The sequence below is a fragment of the Actinoplanes sp. NBRC 101535 genome (assembly GCF_030269225.1).
Lineage (GTDB): Bacteria > Actinomycetota > Actinomycetes > Mycobacteriales > Micromonosporaceae > Actinoplanes > Actinoplanes rectilineatus.
The window spans coordinates 207,531-228,195 of the sequence record NZ_BSSY01000007.1; the positions used below are offsets into that span (position 1 = coordinate 207,531).

General features: G+C 71.3%; 19 protein-coding genes. 11 read left to right on the forward strand and 8 right to left on the reverse strand.

Annotation, left to right across the window (positions count from 1 at the left end; genetic code table 11):
• Positions 1-57: 57 nt before the first annotated feature.
• Both QSK32_RS21195 and QSK32_RS21200 read right to left on the reverse strand, forming a co-directional pair.
• Positions 58-708, reverse strand: a complete 651-nt coding sequence (locus QSK32_RS21195; protein WP_285472878.1) for a hypothetical protein — start codon at positions 706-708, stop codon at positions 58-60.
• A complete protein-coding gene (locus QSK32_RS21200) occupies positions 705-2,333 on the reverse strand; it encodes a CHASE2 domain-containing protein (RefSeq protein ID WP_285472879.1) in 1,629 nt (542 codons plus the stop codon). Before QSK32_RS21200 ends, QSK32_RS21195 begins: the two co-directional genes overlap by 4 nt.
• 292 nt (positions 2,334-2,625) lie before the next feature.
• On the opposite strand from QSK32_RS21200, the gene QSK32_RS21205 reads away from it, so the two are divergent.
• The 5 genes from QSK32_RS21205 (at position 2,626) to QSK32_RS21225 (ending at position 7,365) form a co-directional block, all read left to right on the forward strand.
• Positions 2,626-3,558, forward strand: coding sequence for a glycoside hydrolase family 11 protein (locus QSK32_RS21205; RefSeq protein ID WP_045744937.1), 933 nt, complete (start codon positions 2,626-2,628; stop codon positions 3,556-3,558).
• Between the two features lies 1 nt (position 3,559).
• Positions 3,560-4,504, forward strand: a complete 945-nt coding sequence (locus QSK32_RS21210) for a polysaccharide deacetylase family protein (protein WP_285472880.1) — start codon at positions 3,560-3,562, stop codon at positions 4,502-4,504.
• A 69-nt stretch (positions 4,505-4,573) separates the two neighbouring features.
• Positions 4,574-5,524: a hypothetical protein gene (locus QSK32_RS21215; RefSeq protein WP_045744939.1), complete on the forward strand. Its 951-nt coding sequence runs from the start codon at positions 4,574-4,576 to the stop codon at positions 5,522-5,524.
• An 11-nt stretch (positions 5,525-5,535) separates the two neighbouring features.
• Entirely contained in the window at positions 5,536-5,913 is a 378-nt protein-coding gene (locus tag QSK32_RS21220; RefSeq protein WP_045744940.1) for a nuclear transport factor 2 family protein, read from the forward strand.
• 105 nt (positions 5,914-6,018) lie between these two features.
• A complete protein-coding gene (locus QSK32_RS21225; RefSeq protein ID WP_285472881.1) occupies positions 6,019-7,365 on the forward strand; it encodes a hypothetical protein in 1,347 nt (448 codons plus the stop codon).
• On the opposite strand, the gene QSK32_RS21230 is transcribed toward QSK32_RS21225, so the two are convergent.
• Both QSK32_RS21230 and QSK32_RS21235 read right to left on the reverse strand, forming a co-directional pair.
• Positions 7,353-7,553 (reverse strand): hypothetical protein, encoded by a 201-nt coding sequence (locus tag QSK32_RS21230; RefSeq protein ID WP_045744985.1) that lies wholly within the window; start codon positions 7,551-7,553, stop codon positions 7,353-7,355. The two genes, QSK32_RS21225 and QSK32_RS21230, sit on opposite strands and share 13 nt — an antisense overlap.
• Before the next feature lie 10 nt (positions 7,554-7,563).
• Positions 7,564-8,823 carry a S8 family peptidase gene (locus QSK32_RS21235; RefSeq protein WP_285472882.1) on the reverse strand — a complete coding sequence of 420 codons (1,260 nt, stop codon included), beginning with the start codon at positions 8,821-8,823 and terminating at the stop codon, positions 7,564-7,566.
• Between the two features lie 428 nt (positions 8,824-9,251).
• Between QSK32_RS21235 and QSK32_RS21240 the strand changes: the two genes are divergently transcribed.
• Positions 9,252-10,217, forward strand: a complete 966-nt coding sequence (locus QSK32_RS21240) for a hypothetical protein (RefSeq protein ID WP_052720847.1) — start codon at positions 9,252-9,254, stop codon at positions 10,215-10,217.
• A gap of 9 nt (positions 10,218-10,226) precedes the next feature.
• Here QSK32_RS21240 and QSK32_RS21245 read toward each other — a convergent pair whose 3' ends face one another.
• Positions 10,227-10,613: an ArsR/SmtB family transcription factor gene (locus QSK32_RS21245; RefSeq protein ID WP_285472883.1), complete on the reverse strand. Its 387-nt coding sequence runs from the start codon at positions 10,611-10,613 to the stop codon at positions 10,227-10,229.
• Positions 10,614-10,687: 74 nt separating this feature from the next.
• Between QSK32_RS21245 and QSK32_RS21250 the strand changes: the two genes are divergently transcribed.
• On the forward strand, positions 10,688-11,752 hold the full coding sequence (locus tag QSK32_RS21250; RefSeq protein WP_045744946.1) for an NADH:flavin oxidoreductase/NADH oxidase: 1,065 nt from the start codon (positions 10,688-10,690) through the stop codon (positions 11,750-11,752).
• On the opposite strand, the gene QSK32_RS21255 is transcribed toward QSK32_RS21250, so the two are convergent.
• Both QSK32_RS21255 and QSK32_RS21260 read right to left on the reverse strand, forming a co-directional pair.
• Positions 11,734-12,345: a DUF998 domain-containing protein gene (locus QSK32_RS21255; protein WP_285472884.1), complete on the reverse strand. Its 612-nt coding sequence runs from the start codon at positions 12,343-12,345 to the stop codon at positions 11,734-11,736. The genes QSK32_RS21250 and QSK32_RS21255 overlap by 19 nt on opposite strands.
• Positions 12,346-12,445: 100 nt before the next feature.
• Positions 12,446-14,512: a transglycosylase domain-containing protein gene (locus tag QSK32_RS21260; protein ID WP_045744948.1), complete on the reverse strand. Its 2,067-nt coding sequence runs from the start codon at positions 14,510-14,512 to the stop codon at positions 12,446-12,448.
• 197 nt (positions 14,513-14,709) lie between these two features.
• On the opposite strand from QSK32_RS21260, the gene QSK32_RS21265 reads away from it, so the two are divergent.
• Positions 14,710-17,034 carry a putative bifunctional diguanylate cyclase/phosphodiesterase gene (locus QSK32_RS21265; protein WP_285472885.1) on the forward strand — a complete coding sequence of 775 codons (2,325 nt, stop codon included), beginning with the start codon at positions 14,710-14,712 and terminating at the stop codon, positions 17,032-17,034.
• A gap of 104 nt (positions 17,035-17,138) precedes the next feature.
• Positions 17,139-17,894: a hypothetical protein gene (locus QSK32_RS21270; RefSeq protein ID WP_045744949.1), complete on the forward strand. Its 756-nt coding sequence runs from the start codon at positions 17,139-17,141 to the stop codon at positions 17,892-17,894.
• A gap of 3 nt (positions 17,895-17,897) precedes the next feature.
• On the opposite strand, the gene QSK32_RS21275 is transcribed toward QSK32_RS21270, so the two are convergent.
• Positions 17,898-18,998: a DUF6461 domain-containing protein gene (locus QSK32_RS21275; RefSeq protein WP_285472886.1), complete on the reverse strand. Its 1,101-nt coding sequence runs from the start codon at positions 18,996-18,998 to the stop codon at positions 17,898-17,900.
• Between the two features lie 104 nt (positions 18,999-19,102).
• Between QSK32_RS21275 and QSK32_RS21280 the strand changes: the two genes are divergently transcribed.
• Both QSK32_RS21280 and QSK32_RS21285 read left to right on the forward strand, forming a co-directional pair.
• The gene (locus QSK32_RS21280) at positions 19,103-19,660 is read left to right on the forward strand and encodes a GNAT family N-acetyltransferase (protein ID WP_285473049.1); all 558 of its coding nucleotides are present in this window, start codon (positions 19,103-19,105) and stop codon (positions 19,658-19,660) included.
• Positions 19,661-19,692: 32 nt separating this feature from the next.
• On the forward strand, positions 19,693-20,655 hold the full coding sequence (locus tag QSK32_RS21285; protein WP_285472887.1) for a hypothetical protein: 963 nt from the start codon (positions 19,693-19,695) through the stop codon (positions 20,653-20,655).
• Positions 20,656-20,665 lie beyond the last annotated feature (10 nt).

The window sequence follows — 20,665 nt, forward strand, 5'->3', positions numbered from 1 at the left end:
GCCGGGCCTGAGCACTGGATCCGAGCACTGGACCCGCCCGCCACCGGCGGCTGACGGTCAGGAGGCGTCGACGGTGGCGTCCTCGTGGACGATGCAGTGGACGTCGCCGTCCGGGCACGGGTTGCCCAGGTCCAGGGTGACGACGACGTCGCGCAGGGTCTGCTCCTCGTCGAGCAGTCCGAGACCCTCAGCGGTCACCTCGACGGCGATGGTCCGGGTGCTGTCGCCGTCCACCTCCAGGTCGGAACGGCCCAGCTCGGTGTACTCGTCGTCGATATCGACCCAGATCAGGATCGCGCCGCGGCACGTGACGTCGATGAGGCAGTCGACCGTCACCGGCAGCACGCCGTCGACCAGGATCAGATCGGGATCGGACAGGTCGGCGGGGTCGTCCAGTTCGTCGTCGGGGGCGCCGTACTCGCCGGCCTGCAGGCAGTACTCGCCGCAGCCGAGGGCGTCGCCGACCTCCTCCACATCGGGCGAGGTCTCGGCGGGTGTGGGCGTCTCGACGACCGGATCCGGGATCGTCGGGGGCGAGGTCGGCGGCGTCGTGGCGATGGTGGTGGTGGCGGTCGTCGCCGGAGTGGTCACCGTCGTCGAGTCCGGCTCGCCACCGCACCCGGCCAGGACCAGGGTGGCCGCGACCAGGCAGGCCAGACCGCGGGTGCGGGACCGGGCTCTTCCGCGTACCCCTGAAGGGGCCGTCACCGATCCGCCCGCCCGCCGCCGGTGGTCTGCGGCTGTGCCGCACGCCGCACCCGCTGGACGGCCTGGACGAGGTCGTCGACGTCCGGGCCGAGACGGTCGCCGCTGAGCGCGAAGGCCTGCCGTGTCCCGAGAGCGGCGACGTCGTCCGGCAGCAGCTCGCCGGCGGGCATCGCGGCGCCGTCGAGCAGCACCGGGACGACGACCGTCTCCGGCTGCCGCAGCCCGGCCGCCACCTCGCGGCGCACCCAGTCGCCGGGGTCGTCGAGCCGGCGGCCGCCGTCCGGGAACCGTGCCTGTGCCCAGTGCGGGCCGATCAGTACCAGCATCACGCTGCACCCCCGGATCGCCTCGCTGATCTGTTTCGGCCACTGCTGGCCGGCGGAGAGTCGTGCGGTGTCCATGAAGACGCTGTGCTCGCCGAACCGGAGGACCAGTTCGCGGCGGATCGCGCCGGCCGCGAAGCTCGACTGGTCGTGCCGGTACGACAGGAAGAAGTCGGCGTCGGCGGGCCGGACGAAATCCCGCAGTGCCACCTCGAGGGCGTGCCGCCGCCGGCGCTCGACGAGGGCGTCGATCGCGACGGCCGCGGCGGTGGCCGTCAACAGTGCGGCGAGTGCCGGGACCGGGGCGAGCACCCGTCCCCGGGTGAACGCGAACTGGACGGCGCCGAGCAGGACGGCCAGTACCGGGACCATGGTGATCAGTACGCGCGGCGCGGGCCACCGGGCGGCGGCCAGCAGCGGCAGGGCCGCCGCGATCAGCAGGAGGGCCAGGTCGGCGGCGGGTGGGACGGGGCGCAGCGGGACGCCGTGCAGCAGGGTGTGCAGGGCGTTCGCGTGGATCTCCACGCCGGACAGCGGGACCGGCGACGCCGCGGTCAGGAAGACGTCCTTCTGGGACGGCGCGGTGACCCCGACAAGGACGATGCTCCCGGCGATCCGCGACGGCGGGATGTCGCCCTCGAGGAGGTCGATGAGGGACACGGTCGGGAAGGTGCCGGGTCCACCCCGGAAGTCGATCAACGCGTGGTTGGCGGTGAACCCGTCGTCGCGGCGGTCGCCGGCGAGCATCCGGGCCGCCCGGACCGGGATGGTCGGCAGGTTCACCTGCTGGTACATCATGGTGCGCAGCACGCCGTCCGGGTCGGGGTCGACACCGGCCGCGGCGAGCACCGCGCCGGCCGTGCCGGAACGCCCGGCCGGGACCCCCTCGGCGGGTCCGCGGAAGTCCGGGGCCATCAGCACCACCGGGCCGTTGCGGGTGATCGCGGCGACCAGCGCGTCGTCGTCGGCGGGGCTCGGCCCGGCGCCGGAGAACTGCACGTCCACGACGATCAGCCGGGCCCCGCCGGCGTGCAGGCGGTCGAGGGCCCGGGCGTACAGGCCGCGGGGGATCGGCGGCATCCGGTCGACCGCGGCGACCGTGCGGTCGTCGACGGCCACGATCAGGATGCGCGGGTCCGGCGGTTGTGGGCCGCGGACCCGGAAGCGCAGGTCGACACTGCCGCGCTCGGGGCCGGCGAAACCGCCGGCCGCGTGCACGACCCCCACGAACGTGGTGACCGTCAAGTACGCCAGAGCCAGGAGCGCGACGCGGCCCAGCCCGGCCGGTGAGCGTCGGAACATCGTCCGTCCGGTGGCGGTGAGTGCTGGTGAGGTGATTCACCGTACTCGCGACGGCGTCGTTCCTGATGGGACATTCGGGCGGGTTGCTCCGGCCGGGTGGTCGCGGTTCCGAAAGTTTCGGATCTGCTCTCCGGTAGTTCGCAACGGGTGCTCCGTTGGCGAGAGTAATCGCTGTACAGAGCCGATCTTCATTACCGGAATGTTTCCGGAAGTTGTTGACACTCGATTCGCGGCGATTCGATACTGGCGGCATGCATCGCTTGTCATCGATGCATTGGGAAAGGAGACCGCCATGCCCGTCCCCCGCTTCCGGCTCATGGCCGCCGTCGTCGGCGCGCTCGTCCTCGCCATGACCGGCACCGCCCACGCCGACACCACCGTCACCACGAACCAGACCGGCACGAACAACGGGTACTTCTACTCGTTCTGGAAGGACAGCGGCAACGTCAGCATGACCATGGGCGCCGCCGGGCAATACAGCACCCAGTGGAGCAGCGTCAACAACTTCGTCGCCGGCAAGGGCTGGGCCACCGGCGCACGCCGCGCCGTCACGTACTCCGGGTCGTTCAACCCCAGCGGCAACGCCTATCTGACGCTGTACGGCTGGACCCGGAGTCCGCTGATCGAGTACTACATCGTCGACAACTGGGGCACGTACCGGCCGACCGGAACCTTCATGGGCACGGTGACCAGCGACGGCGGCACGTACGACATCTACCGCACGCTGCGGGTCAACCAGCCGTCGATCGAGGGCACCGCGACGTTCTACCAGTACTGGAGTGTCCGGCAGGCGAAGCGCACCGGCGGCACCATCACCACCGGCACCCACTTCGACGCGTGGGCCGGCAAGGGCATGAACCTGGGTTCGTTCGACTACCAGATCCTGGCCACCGAGGGTTACCAGAGCAGCGGCAACTCCAACATCACCGTCGGCGGCACCTCGGGCGGAGGCGGCAGCACCGGCTGCTCGGCCACGCTGTCCGCGGGCACCCAGTGGAGCGACCGGTACAACCTGAACGTCGCCGTCTCCGGATCCAGCAACTGGACCGTCACCCTGGCCGTCCCGTCGCCGGCCAAGAGCATCGCCACCTGGAACACCACGGCGAGCTATCCGGACGCGCAGACACTGGTCGCCACGCCGAACGGCAGCGGAAACACGTTCGGCGTCACCATCCAGGCCAACGGCAACTGGTCCTGGCCGACCGTCACGTGCAGTGGGAGCTGACATGCGCATCCGGGCCGCCCTGACCGCCCTCGTCACCCTCGCCGCCGGGCTCGCGGGCCTCGGCACCGGCACCCCGGCCCAGGCCGCCGCCTGCACCGGTTACGTCGGGCTGACCTTCGACGACGGGCCGACCGCCGGGAACACGCCGAACCTGCTCGCCGCGCTGCGCACCAACGGGCTGCGGGCCACCATGTTCAACCAGGGGCAGTACGCCGCGGCGAACCCCGCCCTGGTCCGGTCCCAGGTGGACGCCGGGATGTGGGTGGGCAACCACAGCTACACGCATCCGCACCTGACCCAGCAGAGCCAGGCCACGATGGAGTCGGAGCTCTCGCGTACCCAATCCGCCATCGCCAATGCCGGCGGCGGCACGCCGCAGCTGTTCCGGCCGCCCTACGGGGAGACGAACGCGACGTTGAGGGCGGTGGAGCAGAGGTACAGCCTGACCGAGATCATCTGGGACGTCGACTCGCAGGACTGGAACAACGCGAGCACCGACGCGATCGTGGCGGCGGCCGCACGGCTGACCGCCGGGCAGATCATCCTGATGCACGACTGGCCGGCCAACACGGTCGCCGCCATCCCGCGCATCGCCCAGGGGCTCGCCGCCCGCGGCCTGTGCGCCGGCATGATCTCGCCGTCGACCGGCCGGGCCGTCGCCCCGGGCGGCGGAGGCACCAGCGGGTGCTCGGCCACGTTGTCCGCGGGCACCCAGTGGAGCGACCGGTACAACCTGAGCGTCGCCGTCACCGGTTCCAGCAACTGGACCGTACGCCTGACCGTGCCGTCTCCGGCGAAGGTCATCGCCACCTGGAACACCACGGCGAGTTACCCGGACGCGCAGACGCTGGTGGCCACCCCGAACGGCAGCGGCAACACCTTCGGCCTCACCGTGCAGGCGAACGGCAACTGGAGTTGGCCATCCGTCTCGTGTAGCGGCGGTTAGTTCCCTTTCGGGTGAAGCGTCGCCCTTGAGGCTTGGCAAAAGGCCGGTTTAGTCCACAATGTCGACACCATGAAGCTCATCCTGGTAGCACTCCTCGCCGGCACCCCCGTCGCCGCCGCCCCGCAGGACGGCCGGATCACCCCGGCCGTCCTGCGCGAGGCCGTCCTCGACGTCCCGGCCTGGCCCGCCGACAACCTGCAGTGCGCCTCCGGCAGACTCCAGTTCCACGACGGGCAGGTCCGTGCCGAGACGCGGACCACCCCCGATGGCGAGCCGCCCCACGGCGACACCGTTCTGATCCTGTCCAGCACGTACGGCGACGTCGACCGCGACGGTGCCGCCGAAACCGTCGTCACGATGGGCTGCCTGATCGAGGGCGGCAGCAAGCAGATCGTCGCCTACGACCGCGACAGCACCGGCCGGATCGTCGCGCTGGGCCGGATCGCCGCCACCACCGGCGAGGTCCGCGACATCCGTGACGAATCCGCGAAGGTCGGCGACACCGGAGTGGTCACCGCGCGGGTCGCCGACTACCAGCGCTGCTGCGCCGACCGCACCCCGCAGACCTGGCAGACCCGCGGCTACGCCCTCCGCGACGGGAAGTTCACCCAGGTCAGCGGCCCGACCCGGATGCCCCTCAACCCCCGGGTCACCGACCTGCGCCTCACCACCGGCGACCTGACGCTCGGCGCCGCCACCGGCGGGTACCGGCAGGGCACGGTCGCGGTCACCGTCGAACACCGCCGCGGCGCCCACCCCGGACAACTCACCCTGACGTTCTCCCCGCCGGACGGCCTGCAGCGCGCCGGCACCGACTGGCCCACGACCACGCCCGGCCCGGACGGCTCGTTCACCGTGACGGTCGCCGCGCCCGCCGCGGGCGGCAGCATCACCCACCGGTTCACCTTCCGGCGCCCGGCCGGGACGGTGGGCGGCGAACTGCCGATCGACCTGGCCACCGTCCCTCGGCTGAGCCAGGCCGTCCCGTGGACCTCCACCGCCATCGCCGGGATTCGATAGGGTCCGTGGGCATGAAGGCATTCCGCGAAGCGGTCGAGGCACGCGACAGCGCGGCCGTCGAGGCCCTGCTCGCCGACGACGTGGTGTTCATCAGCCCGGTGGCGTTCACCCCCTACCGGGGCAGGCCGATCACCGCCGCGATCCTCCGCGGAGTGCTGCGGGTCTTCGAGGACTTCCGCTACACCCGGGAGATCACCGGCGACCGCGACCATGTCCTGATCTTCGAGGCGACGGTGAACGGCAAGGCCATCACCGGCTGCGACATCCTGCGCCTGAACGACGACGGGCTGATCGGGGAGTTCATGGTGATGGTCCGCCCGCTGTCCGCGGCCCAGGCGCTGGCCGAGGCGATGGCCGCCCAGTTCGATCAGATCAAGAGCGAGAGCTGAAACCCTCGCCACGGTACGCGGAACCGACGCGAACCGTGGCTCGGGCCGCTGTCGGTGCCGCTCGCCCAGTAGACGGCGACGGCCACGACCGCGGGCAGGTTGAAGGTGGCCAGGTCGACCGCGGTCTGCAGGTACCTGCGCGGGGGCGTCGGCTGGTGGCGCGGGCACCGGCGCAACCTGCTGACATACCTCCGGGAGCGCTACGAGGGGCGTCCGTCCGGCGACACCGCGGTCCCGGACCCGGCGGTGCTGCGGATGGTGAACGACTACTTCGGCCACGTCGCCCCGCTCGGGGGGACGGACTGGGCGACGGCGACCGCCGGTCTGCGGCTCACCCTAGCCCGCGAGATCGTCGCGGGCTACGACGAGGACGACGTCGAGTACGGCCGTCTGCGCTGGCTGGCCCACTGGCACGCGCTGCAGACGTACGAGCAGTGGCGGACTCACGGCCTCGACGGCTTCGAGCACCGGTACCGGGAACGGACCTGGCTGCGCCGCACGATGTGGACCGGTGTCGCCATGCTCGGCGTCACCGTGCTGATCCTCGTCGGCGGGATGACACCGGTCGTCGCCGCCACCGACCTGATTCCGCTGCTCGCCCTGGCCGCGGGCGCGGCATCGCTCGGTCATCTGCTGGTGAAGCGGCTGGCCCTGTGGTCCGCCCACCGGGTCCGGACCGCGGCCGAGGGTCTCCGGTACGCCGCCGAGCGGATCCGCTGGGCGTGGTGGAGCGAGCAGTTGCGGGGACGGCCGACCGACCAGGAGATGGCCGACTGGCTGGCCCAGGACGTCGACGTCTTCACCGCCGACGTGATGAGCGAGCACGGTGTCCGCCCGCACACCGTGATCTGCACGGTGCAACTGGCCACCGGCGAGGCGGACGCGCAGCGGGCCCGGGAGGCATTCGGCCCGATCCGGTACAGCGAATATCTGCTCACGGTCTTCCTGCTCACCCGGACCGGGCTGCGGCAGTTCCAGTCGCACCTCGACTTCGGGGAGGGCGATCTGTACAACGAGACCCGGCGGGCGGTGCCGTACGGGGCGTTGCGGGAGGTCCAGGTCGCCCAGGTGAGCGTCCGGAGCGCGCTGCACACCCCGGCGGACGAGCCGGTGCCGGTACCGGCACCGGACGGCTCGCTGACCGAGGTCGCCCTGCCCCGTGCCACGTCGGCGGTTCGGGTCTTCCAGCGCACGTTCGTGATCCGGCTGGACTCGGGCACTGCCGTGGAGATCGCACTGGACCGCTTCGAGGAGCTGCGTGCCGCCTCCGAGCCGGGTGACCTGGTCGCCCGGCTCGCCCTGGAGGCCACCGGTGTCGAGGTCGCGCAGCACGTCCTCGAGTCGGTGGTGGTCGACGGCGTCCGGTGGATCACCCGGGAGCAGAAGCGCCGGCAGCGGCGGCAGGAGCTGACCGCCCCGCCGTCGATCGAGGAGGCCGGTCAGAGCTCGTAGGTGCGTTCCGCCTCGATCGAGAGCACGCCGTCCACCTCGTGCAGTCCGGCGAGCCGGTCCGGCGGGACACGACCGGACACCACGCCGATGCCGGCGTGCACCTCGTCGACGAGCAGGCCGGACCGGCGCAGCGCCTCGGCCACCGCGTCCAGCCGGTCCTGGTCGACGAGCACCGTCACCGCGATCATCCGGTTGGTGTCACGGGGCCTGGACCAGGCCCGCGCCGACATCCGCCGACGGGGCCTGCAGGCGTTTCGCCCCGGCCTGCAGGCGTACCCACAGTTCGGCCGGGGTGGCGCCCGGGTCGGCTTCGGCGAGCAGGGCCAGGATGCCGGCCACGTGCGGGGTGGCCATGCTGGTGCCGGAGAGCCGGCGGTAGCCGTCCGGGGCCACCGACGACAGCACGTCGACGCCGGGGGCGGCGACGTCGACCTGGCCGCCGTCCGGGTTCTGACCCGAGCAGGAGAACCAGGCGACCGACTGGTCCGGGCCGACCGCGGCCACCGCCATGATCGACGGGCAGTTCGCCGGATGGCCGACCGGGTTGACCACGCCGGGGCGGCGGCTCTCGTTGCCGGCCGCGGCCACGATGATGGTGCCCTTGGCCTGGGCGCGGCGGGCGACCTCCTCGTACACCTTGGAGTAGGTGTCGCCGAGCCGGGCCGGCGCGCCCAGCGACATCGAGATCACCCGGCAGCCCTCGGTGACGGCCCAGTCGATGCCGGCGAGGATGCCCCGGTCGGTGCCGCGTCCCGAGTTGCCGAGCACCTTGCCGGCGAAGATCTCGCTCTGGGGCGCCACGCCGTAGCGGGGGAGGGTCTTCGGGTCGCGGGAGCCGCAGGCGGTGCCGACGCAGTGGGTGCCGTGTCCGTGCTGGTCGTCGGCGTCCTCGCCGGGCACGAACGACATCCGTTTGACGATCCGGTCGGCGAAGTCGGGGTGGTTCGGCGCCATGCCGGTGTCGAGGACGGCGACGCGGACCCCGTTGCCGGTCCGGCACGATTCGAGGACCCGGGTGGCCTGCAGACCCCAGGTGGCCCGGCTCTCGTCGAGCGGCGCGACGCCCGTGCCGGTGCCGGGAGCCGTGACCGGGCCCGCCGCGGCGGATCCGCGCAGCCGGGCGACGAGGTCGTTGACGCCGTCCGCGTACCCGCTCAGGTAGTCGCCGACCGGATAGAGGAACCGTTCCGGTTCGACGGCGAGCACCGCGGGGGAGGCGGCCGCCGCGGCCAGCATCGACTCCTGCCGGTCCGTGCCGGGGGTCACCACCGCCACGCCGATCTCGTCGAACACCACCACCGCGTCACCACCGAGCGCGCCGGCGTCGGTGGCGCGCGTCCCGACGCTCTCCTCCATGGCCGCGATGCCGGCGTCGGTGTCGTCCTCGGCGAGCAGGACGACGTAGGAGCCGGTGAGCTCCCAGGGCTGGTCCCCGCCCGTGGGGAACACGTCACTCATAGCCGTTCATCCTCCATTTTCCACACACCGCGCCCCGCGCATGCCGATAAAACCCTCTGCGCACGCGAAAAGTCTTTCCGGGCACGTAGGGCAGCGTCACGCATGCCGCGGGAAAGGTCACCGGAATCGATTCACGAGCAATTCTTCTCCGTTTGGTGCGGGCGCGTCAAAGGAGTCAAACGTTCGGGTAACCCCACCGCCCGAAAAAGATCAGAGACATAAGATCGAATTCTTGGGGGTACGCGTCGAACACCCTGGACCACCGCACCACGACTCCCGGCATGCACCGTGCCGAGCACCCGGCCCACGTATCGCCGAACCGCCGACCGGCCGGGCCGCTTCACGCGTACCCCGCAAAGGTGTCCATCTCCGGCCGGTATCGGTAGGGTGCTGATCGACGAAGCGTGACGCGACCGAGGTGGCCCCGGGTGACGACGCACGACGAGAACGACGAGCAGCCGATCCGGCCCTCGCTGCAGTACGGCTGGATCCCGCGGTACCGTCCGGCCGGCGTCGACCGGGCCCGGCCGGCACTCGCCGCGGGTGACGGTTCCGCGCCGCCGACCACGTCACCCGGTTCGCGGTGGACGCTCGCGCTGGCGGTGCTGGCCAGTGCCGCGCTGATCAGCACGACCGTCCTGATCCTGCGTCCCGGGGCGGCCTCGCAGACCGGTTCGTCGTCGCAGGCGCTGCCGGAACGCTGGGTCCCCCCGGCGATGCTGCCGGCCTCGCCGTCGGAGATCCCGCTGCCGTCGGCCCCGGCGTCGTCCGCGCCCACCAGCGACGCGCCGCTGCCGATCGAGGACGAGCCGGAGCCGACCACCAGGCCCCCGTCGTCGAGGCCGCCGGCCGTCGCCGCGTCGGTGAACATCACCCGGGCACTGGTGCCGGCGGTGGTCGACGTCGACGATCAGGGCACCCGGGACTGGGTGCACTTCGGGCTGAGCAGTGCCACCTCGGTGAACCGGCGGGCCGGCGGCACCGGTGAGATCAAGGGTCTGGGCGGTGTCGGCGAGCGCGGCCGGTACGACAACAACCCGGAGACGTTCCGCTGGATCGGCGGCACACCGACCTCGTTCGTCGGCGCCACCACGACCGGTCTGTACACCTGCGACAGCGACGGCACGTTCACACTCTCCGTGGCGGCCACGCCGTCGAGGCGCACGCTGCGTCTGTACGCCGGGGTGTGGATGGCCCGCGCGAGACTGACCGCGACGGTGGCCGGCCGGACCGCGACGGCGGAGCTGGAGAACCGGGAGGCGATCAGCACCGCCCAGTGGGTGATCCGTTTCCAGGCGGCGGCCGGTCAGACGCTGCGGCTCACCTGGGCGACCACCGCGCAGTTCCACCCGTCCTGCGGCAACATCGACATCCAGGCCGTGACGCTCAGCTGACGGTCGCCCTCAGAGGTCGGCCTCCTCCGTGCCGGTCTCCTCCGTGCCGATCTTCTCCAGGTCGGCCTTCTCCGCGGCGGTCGCGGTCAGGATCGCCGGGAGCAGTCCCGGGAAGCGGGTCTCCAGGTCGTCGGCGCGCAGTGTGCTGAGCTTCGCCGTGCCCTGGTAGTGCTGCCGGATCACGCCGGCCTCGCGCAGCACCCGGAAGTGGTGCGTCGAGGTGGACTTGGTGACCGGCAGGTCGAAGGCGATGCACGCCTGGTCGTCGTGTCCGGTGGCGAGCTGGTGGACGATCCGGCGGCGGACCGGGTCGGCGAGGGCGGACAGCACCGCGTCGAGCTCGATCTCGTCGTGGGCGGGGTGGGCGAGCGCGCGCATGGTCGTATTCTCCGTCACGCTGATGGTTGTACGACGGTTTTCGTACTACGGTGTCTCTCGTACAAGCATACGGCGAGAGAACGGAAACCCCGATGACCAGCCTGTTCGAGCCGATCACCCTGCGCGGCCTCACCATCCCCAACCGGGTCTGGATGTCGCCGATGTGCACCTACTCCGCGACCGGCGGCCACCCGGAGGACTTCCACCTCGCGCACTACGCGGCCCGGGCGGCCGGCGGCGCCGGACTGGTCATGGTCGAGGCGACCGGGGTGCTGGCGGACGGCCGCATCTCCCCGTTCGACCTGGGCATCTGGGACGACGAGCACGTCGCCTCGTTCGCCCGGATCGCGGCGGCGATCACCGCCGGGGGAGCGGTCCCGGCGATCCAGCTCGCCCACGCCGGCCGCAAGGCGTCGATCGGCAAGCCGTGGCTCGGCGGCAAGCCGGTCGCGCACGCCGACGGCGGCTGGGACACCCTCGCCCCGAGCGCGACGGCGTTCCCCGGATACCCGGAGCCGGCCGCGATGACCGAGAAGCAGATCGCCGGTGTGGTCGAGGCGTTCGCGCAGGCCGCCCGCCGTGCCCACGACGCCGGATTCCAGGTCGCCGAGGTGCACGCGGCACACGGTTACCTGCTCCACGAGTTCCTGTCGCCGCTGTCCAACACCCGCGACGACCAGTACGGCGGCAGCCTGGCCAACCGGGCACGCCTGCTGCTCGAGGTGATCGACGTGGTCCGGGCCGCCTGGCCGGCCGACCGTCCGGTCCTGCTGCGAGTGTCCACCACCGACTGGACCGAGGGCGGCTGGACGGTCGAGGACACCATCCAGGTCACCCGGTGGGCCCGCGAGCACGGCGTCGACCTGGTCGACGCGTCCTCCGGCGGCCTGGTCCCGGCCACCATCCCGGACACCCGCGACTACCAGACGAGCATCGCCGCCCGGCTCCGCGCCGAGGCCGGCGACGTGCCGGTCGGCGCCGTCGGCCGGATCACCGACGCCGCCTGGGCCGACGAGCTGATCACCACCGGTCAGGCCGACGTGGTCCTGCTCGGTCGCGCCCTGCTCGACGACCCGTCCTGGCCGAACCGTGCCGCCCGCGAGCTCGGCGCTCAGCCCCGCTTCCTCGAGCAGTACGCCTACGCCGTACCCCGGTAGTGCAGGAAGACGGCCGTCAGCCAGCCGGAGACCAGGACCACGGCGGCGGTGAAGGCCACCAGCGCCCAGGCCGGACCGCCGGTCGCGGCCAGCGCGACGAAGGTGACCAGGAGGAGCGCACCGGTGGCCCAGGAGCACAGGGCCAGCTGGCGCTCGTCCTCGGCGGCGAAACGGCGGGCCAGGAACACGCTGGCGGCGGCCAGCCCGAGGAAACCGATGCCGCCGAAGACGAAGTGCAGGATGCCGTGCGTGCTGACCGGCACCTCCTCGGGGGTGCCGGGCGGGAAACCGCGTCCCGGGTCGGCGGTGAAGAAGCCGCCGCCGATCATGCCGAGGCCGTACAGGGCGAGCAGGACGGTGGTCCACCGGCTGCGGGTCACCCAGTACAGCCCCGCGGCGCCGCAGACCTCCAGCAGGCCGCTGACCACCAGCAGTGTGCTGTGGATCCCGCCGTAGGCGCCGTTGCCGAGCATGCTCCAGGCGTGCCGGGTGGCGTCGAAGCCGTCCCGCGTGAACACCTCGGTGACCGACACCGCGACGTACAGCGGGCCGGCCGTGGCACCGAGCAACAGGAGCAGTCGTGAGATCCGCATCAGACAGGGATACCGCATCGCGGGGATCTTTTGCGCCAGACGGCGACGGCCGTCACTCCCGCGTTTGGCGGGGGTGACGGCCGTCGGTCGTGCGTAGCGCCTACGGAGTCGGGAACTCCTCGACGTCCTTGCCCTCCATGTAGTCGGCCAGCGTCTTGTACACCGCGGGGTTGACGATGTAGTGCGACATCCGGTCGGTGTGGTTCGCCCAGTCGGGGTTGGCCAGGTAACCGGCCACCACCAGCGAACGGGTGCCGACGACCAGCGACGCGGTCTTCTCGCTGTCGGTGGTGCCGGTCTTGCCGAACACCGGGTGACCGACGACGCTGCGGACCTGCGGCGCGGTCGCGCCCCCGCAGCTGCCGAGCTGTGCCCGGTCGCCGACCGGGCAGCGGGCCGCGTCCAGGACCTTACGGGCGACCGACTTGGTGGTGGCCTTCTTGCAGTTCGCCTGACCGGTCTTGAGCTTCGTACCGTCGGCGGTGGTGATGCTCTCGATCGGCGTCGGCGCGCAGTACTTGCCGTCGGCGGCGAGGGTGGCGTACGCGTTGGCGATGTCCAGCGGGGTGGAGAGCGAGACGCCCAGGGTGAACGAGCCCCAGTTGTGCGCCGAGTCCGGGTCGTTCGCCAGCTTGGCGTTGTCCTCGTCGCGGAAGACGATGCCGAACCGCTCCGCCGCGTCGACCACGTTCTCCGCGCCGGCCCGCTCCTCGAGCGGCACGAAGTACGTGTTGACGGACTTGCCGAACGCCGTCCACATGTTGAAGCTGCCGGCCTCGCTGGCACCCGCGTTGCTCGGGCACCAGTAGCCGCCGCAGTTGCCCGGACCCGAGTCCGGGTACTGCGACTTGTACTTCGCCGGCGAGGTGATCGTGGTGTCCAGCCCCATGCCGGCCTCGACCGCGGCGACCATGGTGAACATCTTGAACACCGATCCGGCCTGGTAACCGGGGATGCCGCTGCTACCGGTGATGATCGGGTTCGTGGTGTTCGGGTACGTGCCGCGGATCCCGTCGGCGGCCTGCGCCGGGTTCGACGACAGCTTGTTCTGCGGGTCGGACGGGTCGTCGTTCTTGTACTTGCGGTTCGCGGCCAGCACCCGGACCTTGCCGGTGCCGGGCTCGACCGCGGCGAGCATCAGCGCGTTCTGGTTGGTGTCCTTGATCTGCTGGGTGATCTCCTTGCGGGCGTCCGCCTGCGCGTCCAGGTCCAGCGTCGTGACGATCTTGTAGCCGCCGCTCTTCAGCAGGCGCTCCCGGTCGTACGTGTTCTCGCCGAAGTCCACCTGCGACATCCACCAGCGGGTGAAGTAGTCGCAGAAGAAGCCCCAGTTGTTCTTCGACACCGACACGCAGCCGCTGCTCTGGCGCTTCGTCGTGGTCGGAACCTTCACCTTCTTGGCCGCGGCGGCCTCCTCGGCGGTGATCTGACCCATGCTGAGCATGTTGTCGACGATGTAGTCGCGCCGGGTGACGGCCTGCGGGTACCCGGTCTTGGTGGTCGGGTCGAACGCCGTCGGCGCCTTGACCATGCCGGCCAGCATCGCGGCCTCGGCGATGGTCAGGTCGGCCGGCTTCTTGCTGAAGTACACCTGGCTGGCGGCGTTGATGCCGTACGCACCGTTGCCGAACGGGGCCATGTTCATGTACCGCTCGAGGATCTGCTGCTTGGTCAGCTCCTTCTCGACCTGCACCGCGTACTTCATCTCGGTGAGCTTGCGCTCGACGCTGTCCTTGGTCGCGTTCACGACCTCCTGCGGGTCGGTCGCCGAGTAGGCCAGCGCCATCCGCACGTACTGCATCGTCAGCGTCGACGCGCCCTGCTTGGAACCGCCGTTGTTGTTGTTCACGAACGCCCGGGCGACACCCTTGAAGTCGACGCCCTTGTGCTCGTAGAACTTGTGGTCCTCGGCGGCGACCATCGCGTCCTGCATGTGCTTCGAGACCTTGTCGAACGACACGTCGCTGCGGAACTCGTCGTACATCACGGCGAGCTGCGTGCGGCCGTCGGCGGCGTAGACCCGCGACACCTGCGGCGAGGTCTGCGTTATCAGCTCGCTGGGAAGGTCGTCCAGCTCCTCCGAACCGACCTTGGCGACCAGCCCGGCCATGGCGACCGCCGGGAACGAGGCGGCCGAAACCACCAGTCCGGCGAGTATCCCGCACATGGCAAGGACGGCTGTACTACGAAAAATCCGGCGTTCTCGAAAAGGCTTGCCCGCAGTCACCCGCACTACGCTATCGAGCAAGATCTGAGACGGCCGGTCGGGGGGATGTTCGTCACATCTGGTAACCCGCGTTTAGCTCGGCGTGTCGTCGATGCACCTGCACTAAGTCCGGACGGTGCCCTGCCGATGACCGGTATGTGACCCGAGTGCTCGACGCCGAGCGCGAACGCGCCGGCACCGAGTTCCCCGCAGCGCCGCCGGATCAGCGCCCACCGCCCCGGCACGCCCGGACCGCGGCGTGGCTCCTCGCCGCCGCCGCGACGATCACCGTGGTGTTCCTCACGGCCGGCCCGCAGCCGCTGCGAGCGCCGCTCAACCTGGCCGGTTTCCTGACCGGCACGGCCGCGATCGGGTACGGGGCGTGGCGGGTCGCCGTCCCCGCCGACCGGGCGCCGTGGCGGCACATGACCGCCGCCGCGGGGCTGTTCCTGGCCGGCCTGATCACCCGGATCGTGGTGCCCGGGGCAGCCGTGTCACCGCCCACCCCGATGGCGCTGCTCCCGGACGTGTTCGTCGTGCCCGGCTACCTGATGGCGGCGTACGCGTTCGCCGGGATGCTGCGCCGCCGCCGCGCCGACCACGACGACCCGGCCTGGGTCGACGCCGTGCTGGTCGGCGCCGGATCGGCCTTCCTGGCCTGGACCTACCTGGTGGCGCCCTCGATCGAGCGGGTCGGGCTGCCGCTGATCCAGTTCGCGAACTCGTTCTTCCCGGTCATCGACGTGGTGCTGGTGGTGCTGGTGGTGCTGGTGGCGCAGCTGGCCCTGGCCGGCAGCTCCCGCGCGCCCGCGCTGTGGCTGTTCGTGCTCGGCGCGGCGCTGCTGTTCACCGGTGACCTGCTCTACTCGATCCGGGACGGCGACCTGGCGGGGGTGCCGGCCGACCTGGTCGACGCGCTCTACTCGGCCGCGTTCCTGCTCTTCGGGGCCGGCTGCGTGCACCCGTCGATGCGTACGCTCACCCAGCCGCAACAGATCATGGTCCGGACGCTGTCGTTCACCCGGACCGCGCTGATCGCGGCGGCGATGCTCGGCCCGGTGATCGTCGCGATCGTCGAGCCGATCACCGGGTTTGTCGACGGCGCCGTCCGGGTGCTGCTGTGCAGCGTGCTCATCCTGACTGTGCTGTTCCGGGTGGTCCGCTCCAACAACTCGCGGGCCCGCGCCGAGAACGCGATCCGGCGCCGGGCCACCCACGACGCGCTGACCGACCTGCCCAACCGGGAACTGCTCAGCGACACGATCGGCGCGTGGAGCGGGCAGGCGGTCGCCGAACAGCAGGAGATCAGCCTGCTCTTCCTCGACCTGGACCGGTTCAAGATGGTCAACGACCACTGGGGCCACCAGATCGGCGACGAACTGCTCTGCGCGGTCGCCGGCCGGCTCAGCGCGCACGTGCGCAGCACCGACCTGGTCGCCCGGATCGGCGGCGACGAGTTCGTGATCGCCCTGGCCGGCCCGTCGCACAGCATCCTCGCCGAGTCGGTGGCCGGCCGGCTGCTGGCGCTGTTCGAACAGCCGTTCCCGCTGTCGGTGGGCGACGTGGTGGTGTCCGCGTCGATCGGCGTGGCGAAGGCGGGCGGCACCGCGGAGGCCCTGGAACTGATCCGGGACGCGGACACCGCGATGTACAAGGCGAAAGGGTCGGGGCGTAACGCGTACGCGCTGTTCGACACGTCGCTGCGCGAGGACCTCAAGGACCGGATGTCGCTGGAGCAGGCGTTCCGCGGCGCCCTCGAACGCGGCGAGCTGTACGCCACCTACCAGCCGATCGTCGACCTGGCCACCGGCGAGGTGGACGGCTTCGAGACGCTGATGCGCTGGGAGCACCCGGAGCTGGGGTTCATCTCGCCGCTGCGGTTCATCCCGGTCGCCGAGGAGACCGGCCTGATCGTGGACGCCGGCGCGTGGCTGCTCCGCGAGGCCGCCGGATGCCTGGCGCGGTGGCGGGCACAGCGCCCGCCGGGGGCCCGTGCCCTGCACATGTCGGTGAACGTCTCGGTCCGCCAGCTGCGTGACCGGGACCTGGCGGTGGTGGTCCGCGAGGTGCTGGCCGAGACCGGTCTGCCGCCCGACGCGCTCTGGCTGGAGATCACCGAGTCGGGCGTGATGGAGGACATCGAGACCGCCCTGGCCACGCTCGCCGAACTGCACGAGATCGGCGTCGTGATGGCCGTCGACGACTTCGGCACCGGGTACTCGTCGCTGAGCTACCTCAACCGGCTGCCCGTAGACATCGTCAAACTGGACCGGTCGTTCATCAACGACGTGGGACAGCACGGGGCGAACGAGTCGATCGTGCGGGCGGTGCTGGCCATGGCCCGCGAGCTCGACCTGCGGGTGGTGGCCGAGGGCGTGGAGACCGAGCTGCAGCGCGACTGGCTCCGCGACCAGGCCTGCGACCTGGCACAGGGCTGGCTCTTCGGCAAACCCCTGCGAGCGGCGGAGACCGTCCTGGCCTGACCGGGCACGGGTGACCCCTCCTGGGCGATGTCGTACCCGGTCGCTATCGTGCCTGCTCGGCGTCTCCACAGAAAAGTGGGAACGCGACAACGGGGAGGCACCACATGACTACACGCACCCTTCTGCGCGGCAGCGCGGCACTGGCCGTCGCGGCCGTGCTCGCGGTCTCCGGATGCGCCGGCAAGAGCACCTCGAACAGCAGCGGCGGCGGCGACTCCGCGGCCGCCGGCGCGTCCACGGACAAGGACGCCACGACCGCGCTCGCCGACGCCGCCGCGAAGCTCCAGGAGGAGTCCTTCAAGATGGCGATCGACATGGGCGCCAACGGCACCATGACCGGCGTCCTGGACCCGAAGAGCAAGAACAGCGAATTCACCATGGACGTCGAGTCCGAGGGCACCACCATCAAGTCCGAGATGCGCACCGTCGACGGCGTCACGTACATCAAGATGACCATGCCGGGCGTGGACCTGCCGGGCATGGACGGCAAGACCTGGCGCAAGCTGAGCAGCGAAGCCTCCCAGATGGGTACGCTCGGCAGCTTCGACGCCTCCGCGATCTCCACCACGATGAAGAACGCCGCGGACGTCAAGTGGGACGGCGACAACGCGGTCAGCGGCACCATCGACCTGGCCGAGTCCGGCACGTCGCTGGGCATGACCGACGCCATGCTGAGCCGGCTCACCGACAAGACCGCCCCGATCAAGGCGACCTTCGACAGCGAGGGCCGGCTGGCCACCTACGAGCTGACCATGCCGTCGGTCGGCGGCGCCGCGGCCCAGACGATGAAGATGTCGTACTCGGACTTCGGCACCCCGGTCGACGTCAAGGCCCCGGCAGCCTCCGAGATCACCGCCTGACCCTCACAGTCCCGCGTACCACCCGGCGTCGGCGGCCGCGAGCCGCCGGCGCAGGGCGGTGGCGGTCTCCCGCCGGTGCGGTCGCGGCGGCAGTTCGATGGCGAGGCCGGCCGCCAGGTCGTCGCGCAGATCCGCCACCACCGTGCGGTAATCGCCGTCCTCCGCCTCGGCGGCATCACAGATCGCCTCGCACACCACACCGGCCGGGGTGTCCGAGCTCGGCGGGCGCAACATCGCCCGCACCACGCCCGGCGCGGACGCGGCCCGGCCGGCCAGCCGGCGATCCGCCCGGCGCAGCTCGTCGGCGGGCACCGGCACACCCCGGTCCAGCCGGTCCCGGATCGGCGCGAACCACGGCGCGCCGTGCACGCCGACCCGGCGGAACGCGCGGTCACGGGCCCAGGCGAGGATCCGGTCGAGCAGGTCCGCCGGGGCGTACGCGATGATCCGGGCCAGCTCCTCGTCCTCGTCGTGGATGATCACGCCGTAGTCGCCGGTGTCACAGACGCACTTCTCGACGACACCGCGTTCCAACCACGGATCCTGCTCGTCGTCGCCGTGCTCGGCGTAGTCCACCAACTCCTCGCGCGCCTCCCGCAGGACCCGGTCAGCGGGCGCCGGACGGTCCGGGTCGGGCACCCCGGCACAGCGGAACCGGGCCGCGGCCAGGAACTCCGGCGTCACACGGACACCGGTGAGCCGTTCCGTCAACGCCCGAGCGCCCCGGTCACCGAGGGCACAGGCGGCGAGGGTCTCGTCGTCGCGTACCCAACGGAACCCGCCGTCGCGCGGCCGGAAGGACACCGCCTCGCCGGACCACGACGGACCCTCCGGCCCCAGCAGCATCGTCCAGTCGGCGCAGCGCACCGCCGCGGCGAACAGCAGGTCCGAGCGGTGCGTGTCGCCGTGGACGTCCGGCCAGGCGCTGACGGTCTCCGCCGCGCCGCGCAACGTGTGTGCCCCGGCGAGCGTGACCGGCTGGTGCCCGCCCAGCCGGGCGATGATCTGATCCGGGGTGTGTTCGCGCACGAACGTCAGACAGAAATCGAAGCCGAGCACCGTGCCGCCGGTCAGGAACGTGTAGTCGTCGGTGTCTGCCACCACACGGTCCAGCGTGCCTCACGCTCTCCCGTTCCACCGGGTGGATGCGATTTCTAGCCTGTGCACACAGACATGACTGAGACGGATGTTGCAGAGTGCGGAGCGTGATGACCGAGATGGGCGAACCGGATGTCGATCTACGACCAGCGACCGATGGTGATCTCTGGCTCTTCCAGCGGCAGGCCGTGGACCCCGAGGCGGGTGGCACGTTCAACTGGTCGGGGTACCGCAATCTGGCCGCGACCCGGCAGCGCCTCACCCTGGACGGGCTGATCGGTCCCGACGACGGCTGCCTGATCGTCTGGACCGGCGGCGAGGCGGTCGGCACCGTCGGCTGGCGCAAGGTCCACTACGGCACCCCGTCCTGGTTCTGCTGGAACATCGGTGCCTCGATCCTGCCGGAGCACCGCTATCAGGGGATCGGCACGCAGAGCCAGGGCGCTCTGGTGCGCTACCTGTTCCGGGTGTCGGCGGCGCCGCGGGTCGAGGCGTACACCGATGTGGAGAATGCCGCTGAACAGGGCGCCCTGCGCCGCCTCGGTTTCGTGCAGGAGGGGACGCTGCGGGCCACCCAGTTCCGCGACGGCCGCTGGCGGGACCTTTTCATGTACTCGCTGACCAGGACGGAGTTCGAGAACTCGCCGGTGTTCCACCCGCCGGCATAGATCGATGACACCGAGTGGCAGAATCGCCGGGGATGAGGACTCCGCTGCAGGGCGGTCTGCTGCCGGCGCAGGGTGGCGCCGGGCCGGTCGTCGAGATCGCCTGCGACGAGTCCGGTTTCTCCGGCACCAACCTGCTGGGCTCGGCCGCGCCGGTCGTCACCCACGCCAGTGTCGACCTGAGCCGGGCCGAGGCCGCGGCGCTGATCACCGAGCTGCGGTCCGGGTTCCGGTTCTCGCCGCACGAGCTGAAATCCGGCCGCCTCCTGCGCCGCCCGGACGCAGGCGAGGCGCTGGCCTGGCTGCGGGATTCGCTGGCCGGCCGTGCCCACGTGCACGTGATCGACAAGCGGTTCTTCCTGGTCACCCGGGTCGTCGATCTGCTGCTGGGCGAACCCTCCTACGCCTCCGGCATCCGTCTGCCCCCGGCGCTGGCACCGGCTGCGGTGGCACTGCACGAGGCCCGGCCGGCGGCGCCGGAGGACTGGGACGCGTTTCTGGCCGCCTTCGCCGCCATGGTCCGCGTCAAACGCCGTCGCCCGGCCGCCGAGGTGCTGCACCGTTTCCTGGCGGCCCGCGACACCCTGGCGGGCCACGAACTGGGTGATCCGGCCCGGGCCGTCCTGGCGGGCCTGCGTCCTGATCGGGTACGCGTGATGCTGGCCCGCGTCGACGCCGGTGATCCGGCGGTCCCGCCCCCGTTGGAGCCGATGCTGCCGGCCCTGGCCGAGACGGTGCTGTTCTGGAGCTGCGGCGGCCGCCGGGTGCTGGTGGTGCACGACGAGCAGAGCGCCCTGACCACCGGCCGGCTGAGCCGGCTGCGGGACGCGCTCGCCGGCGGGACGGGGGAGTCGCCGCTGGCGGGCCTGGTGATGACCGATTCCCGGGACGACCCGCGGGTGCAGATCGCCGACCTGCTCGCCGGAGTGGCCCGGCGTACACCGGCGGAAATGAACCTCGCTGAGCGGCCGTTGAACGACCCTGGGACCATAGTGTGAACCTCGGGGA

Bases quoted from the DNA above. Each gene is read 5' to 3' on its own strand.
- QSK32_RS21200 (WP_285472879.1), bottom strand. From the start codon at position 2,333: ATGTTCCGACGCTCACCGGCCGGGCTGGGCCGCGTCGCGCTCCTGGCT.
- QSK32_RS21205 (WP_045744937.1), top strand. From the start codon at position 2,626: ATGCCCGTCCCCCGCTTCCGGCTCATGGCCGCCGTCGTCGGCGCGCTC.
- QSK32_RS21210 (WP_285472880.1), top strand. From the start codon at position 3,560: ATGCGCATCCGGGCCGCCCTGACCGCCCTCGTCACCCTCGCCGCCGGG.
- QSK32_RS21215 (WP_045744939.1), top strand. From the start codon at position 4,574: ATGAAGCTCATCCTGGTAGCACTCCTCGCCGGCACCCCCGTCGCCGCC.
- QSK32_RS21220 (WP_045744940.1), top strand. From the start codon at position 5,536: ATGAAGGCATTCCGCGAAGCGGTCGAGGCACGCGACAGCGCGGCCGTC.
- QSK32_RS21230 (WP_045744985.1), bottom strand. From the start codon at position 7,553: ATGATCGCGGTGACGGTGCTCGTCGACCAGGACCGGCTGGACGCGGTG.
- QSK32_RS21235 (WP_285472882.1), bottom strand. From the start codon at position 8,823: ATGAGTGACGTGTTCCCCACGGGCGGGGACCAGCCCTGGGAGCTCACC.
- QSK32_RS21250 (WP_045744946.1), top strand. From the start codon at position 10,688: ATGACCAGCCTGTTCGAGCCGATCACCCTGCGCGGCCTCACCATCCCC.
- QSK32_RS21255 (WP_285472884.1), bottom strand. From the start codon at position 12,345: ATGCGGATCTCACGACTGCTCCTGTTGCTCGGTGCCACGGCCGGCCCG.
- QSK32_RS21260 (WP_045744948.1), bottom strand. From the start codon at position 14,512: ATGTGCGGGATACTCGCCGGACTGGTGGTTTCGGCCGCCTCGTTCCCG.
- QSK32_RS21270 (WP_045744949.1), top strand. From the start codon at position 17,139: ATGACTACACGCACCCTTCTGCGCGGCAGCGCGGCACTGGCCGTCGCG.
- QSK32_RS21280 (WP_285473049.1), top strand. From the start codon at position 19,103: ATGACCGAGATGGGCGAACCGGATGTCGATCTACGACCAGCGACCGAT.
- QSK32_RS21285 (WP_285472887.1), top strand. From the start codon at position 19,693: ATGAGGACTCCGCTGCAGGGCGGTCTGCTGCCGGCGCAGGGTGGCGCC.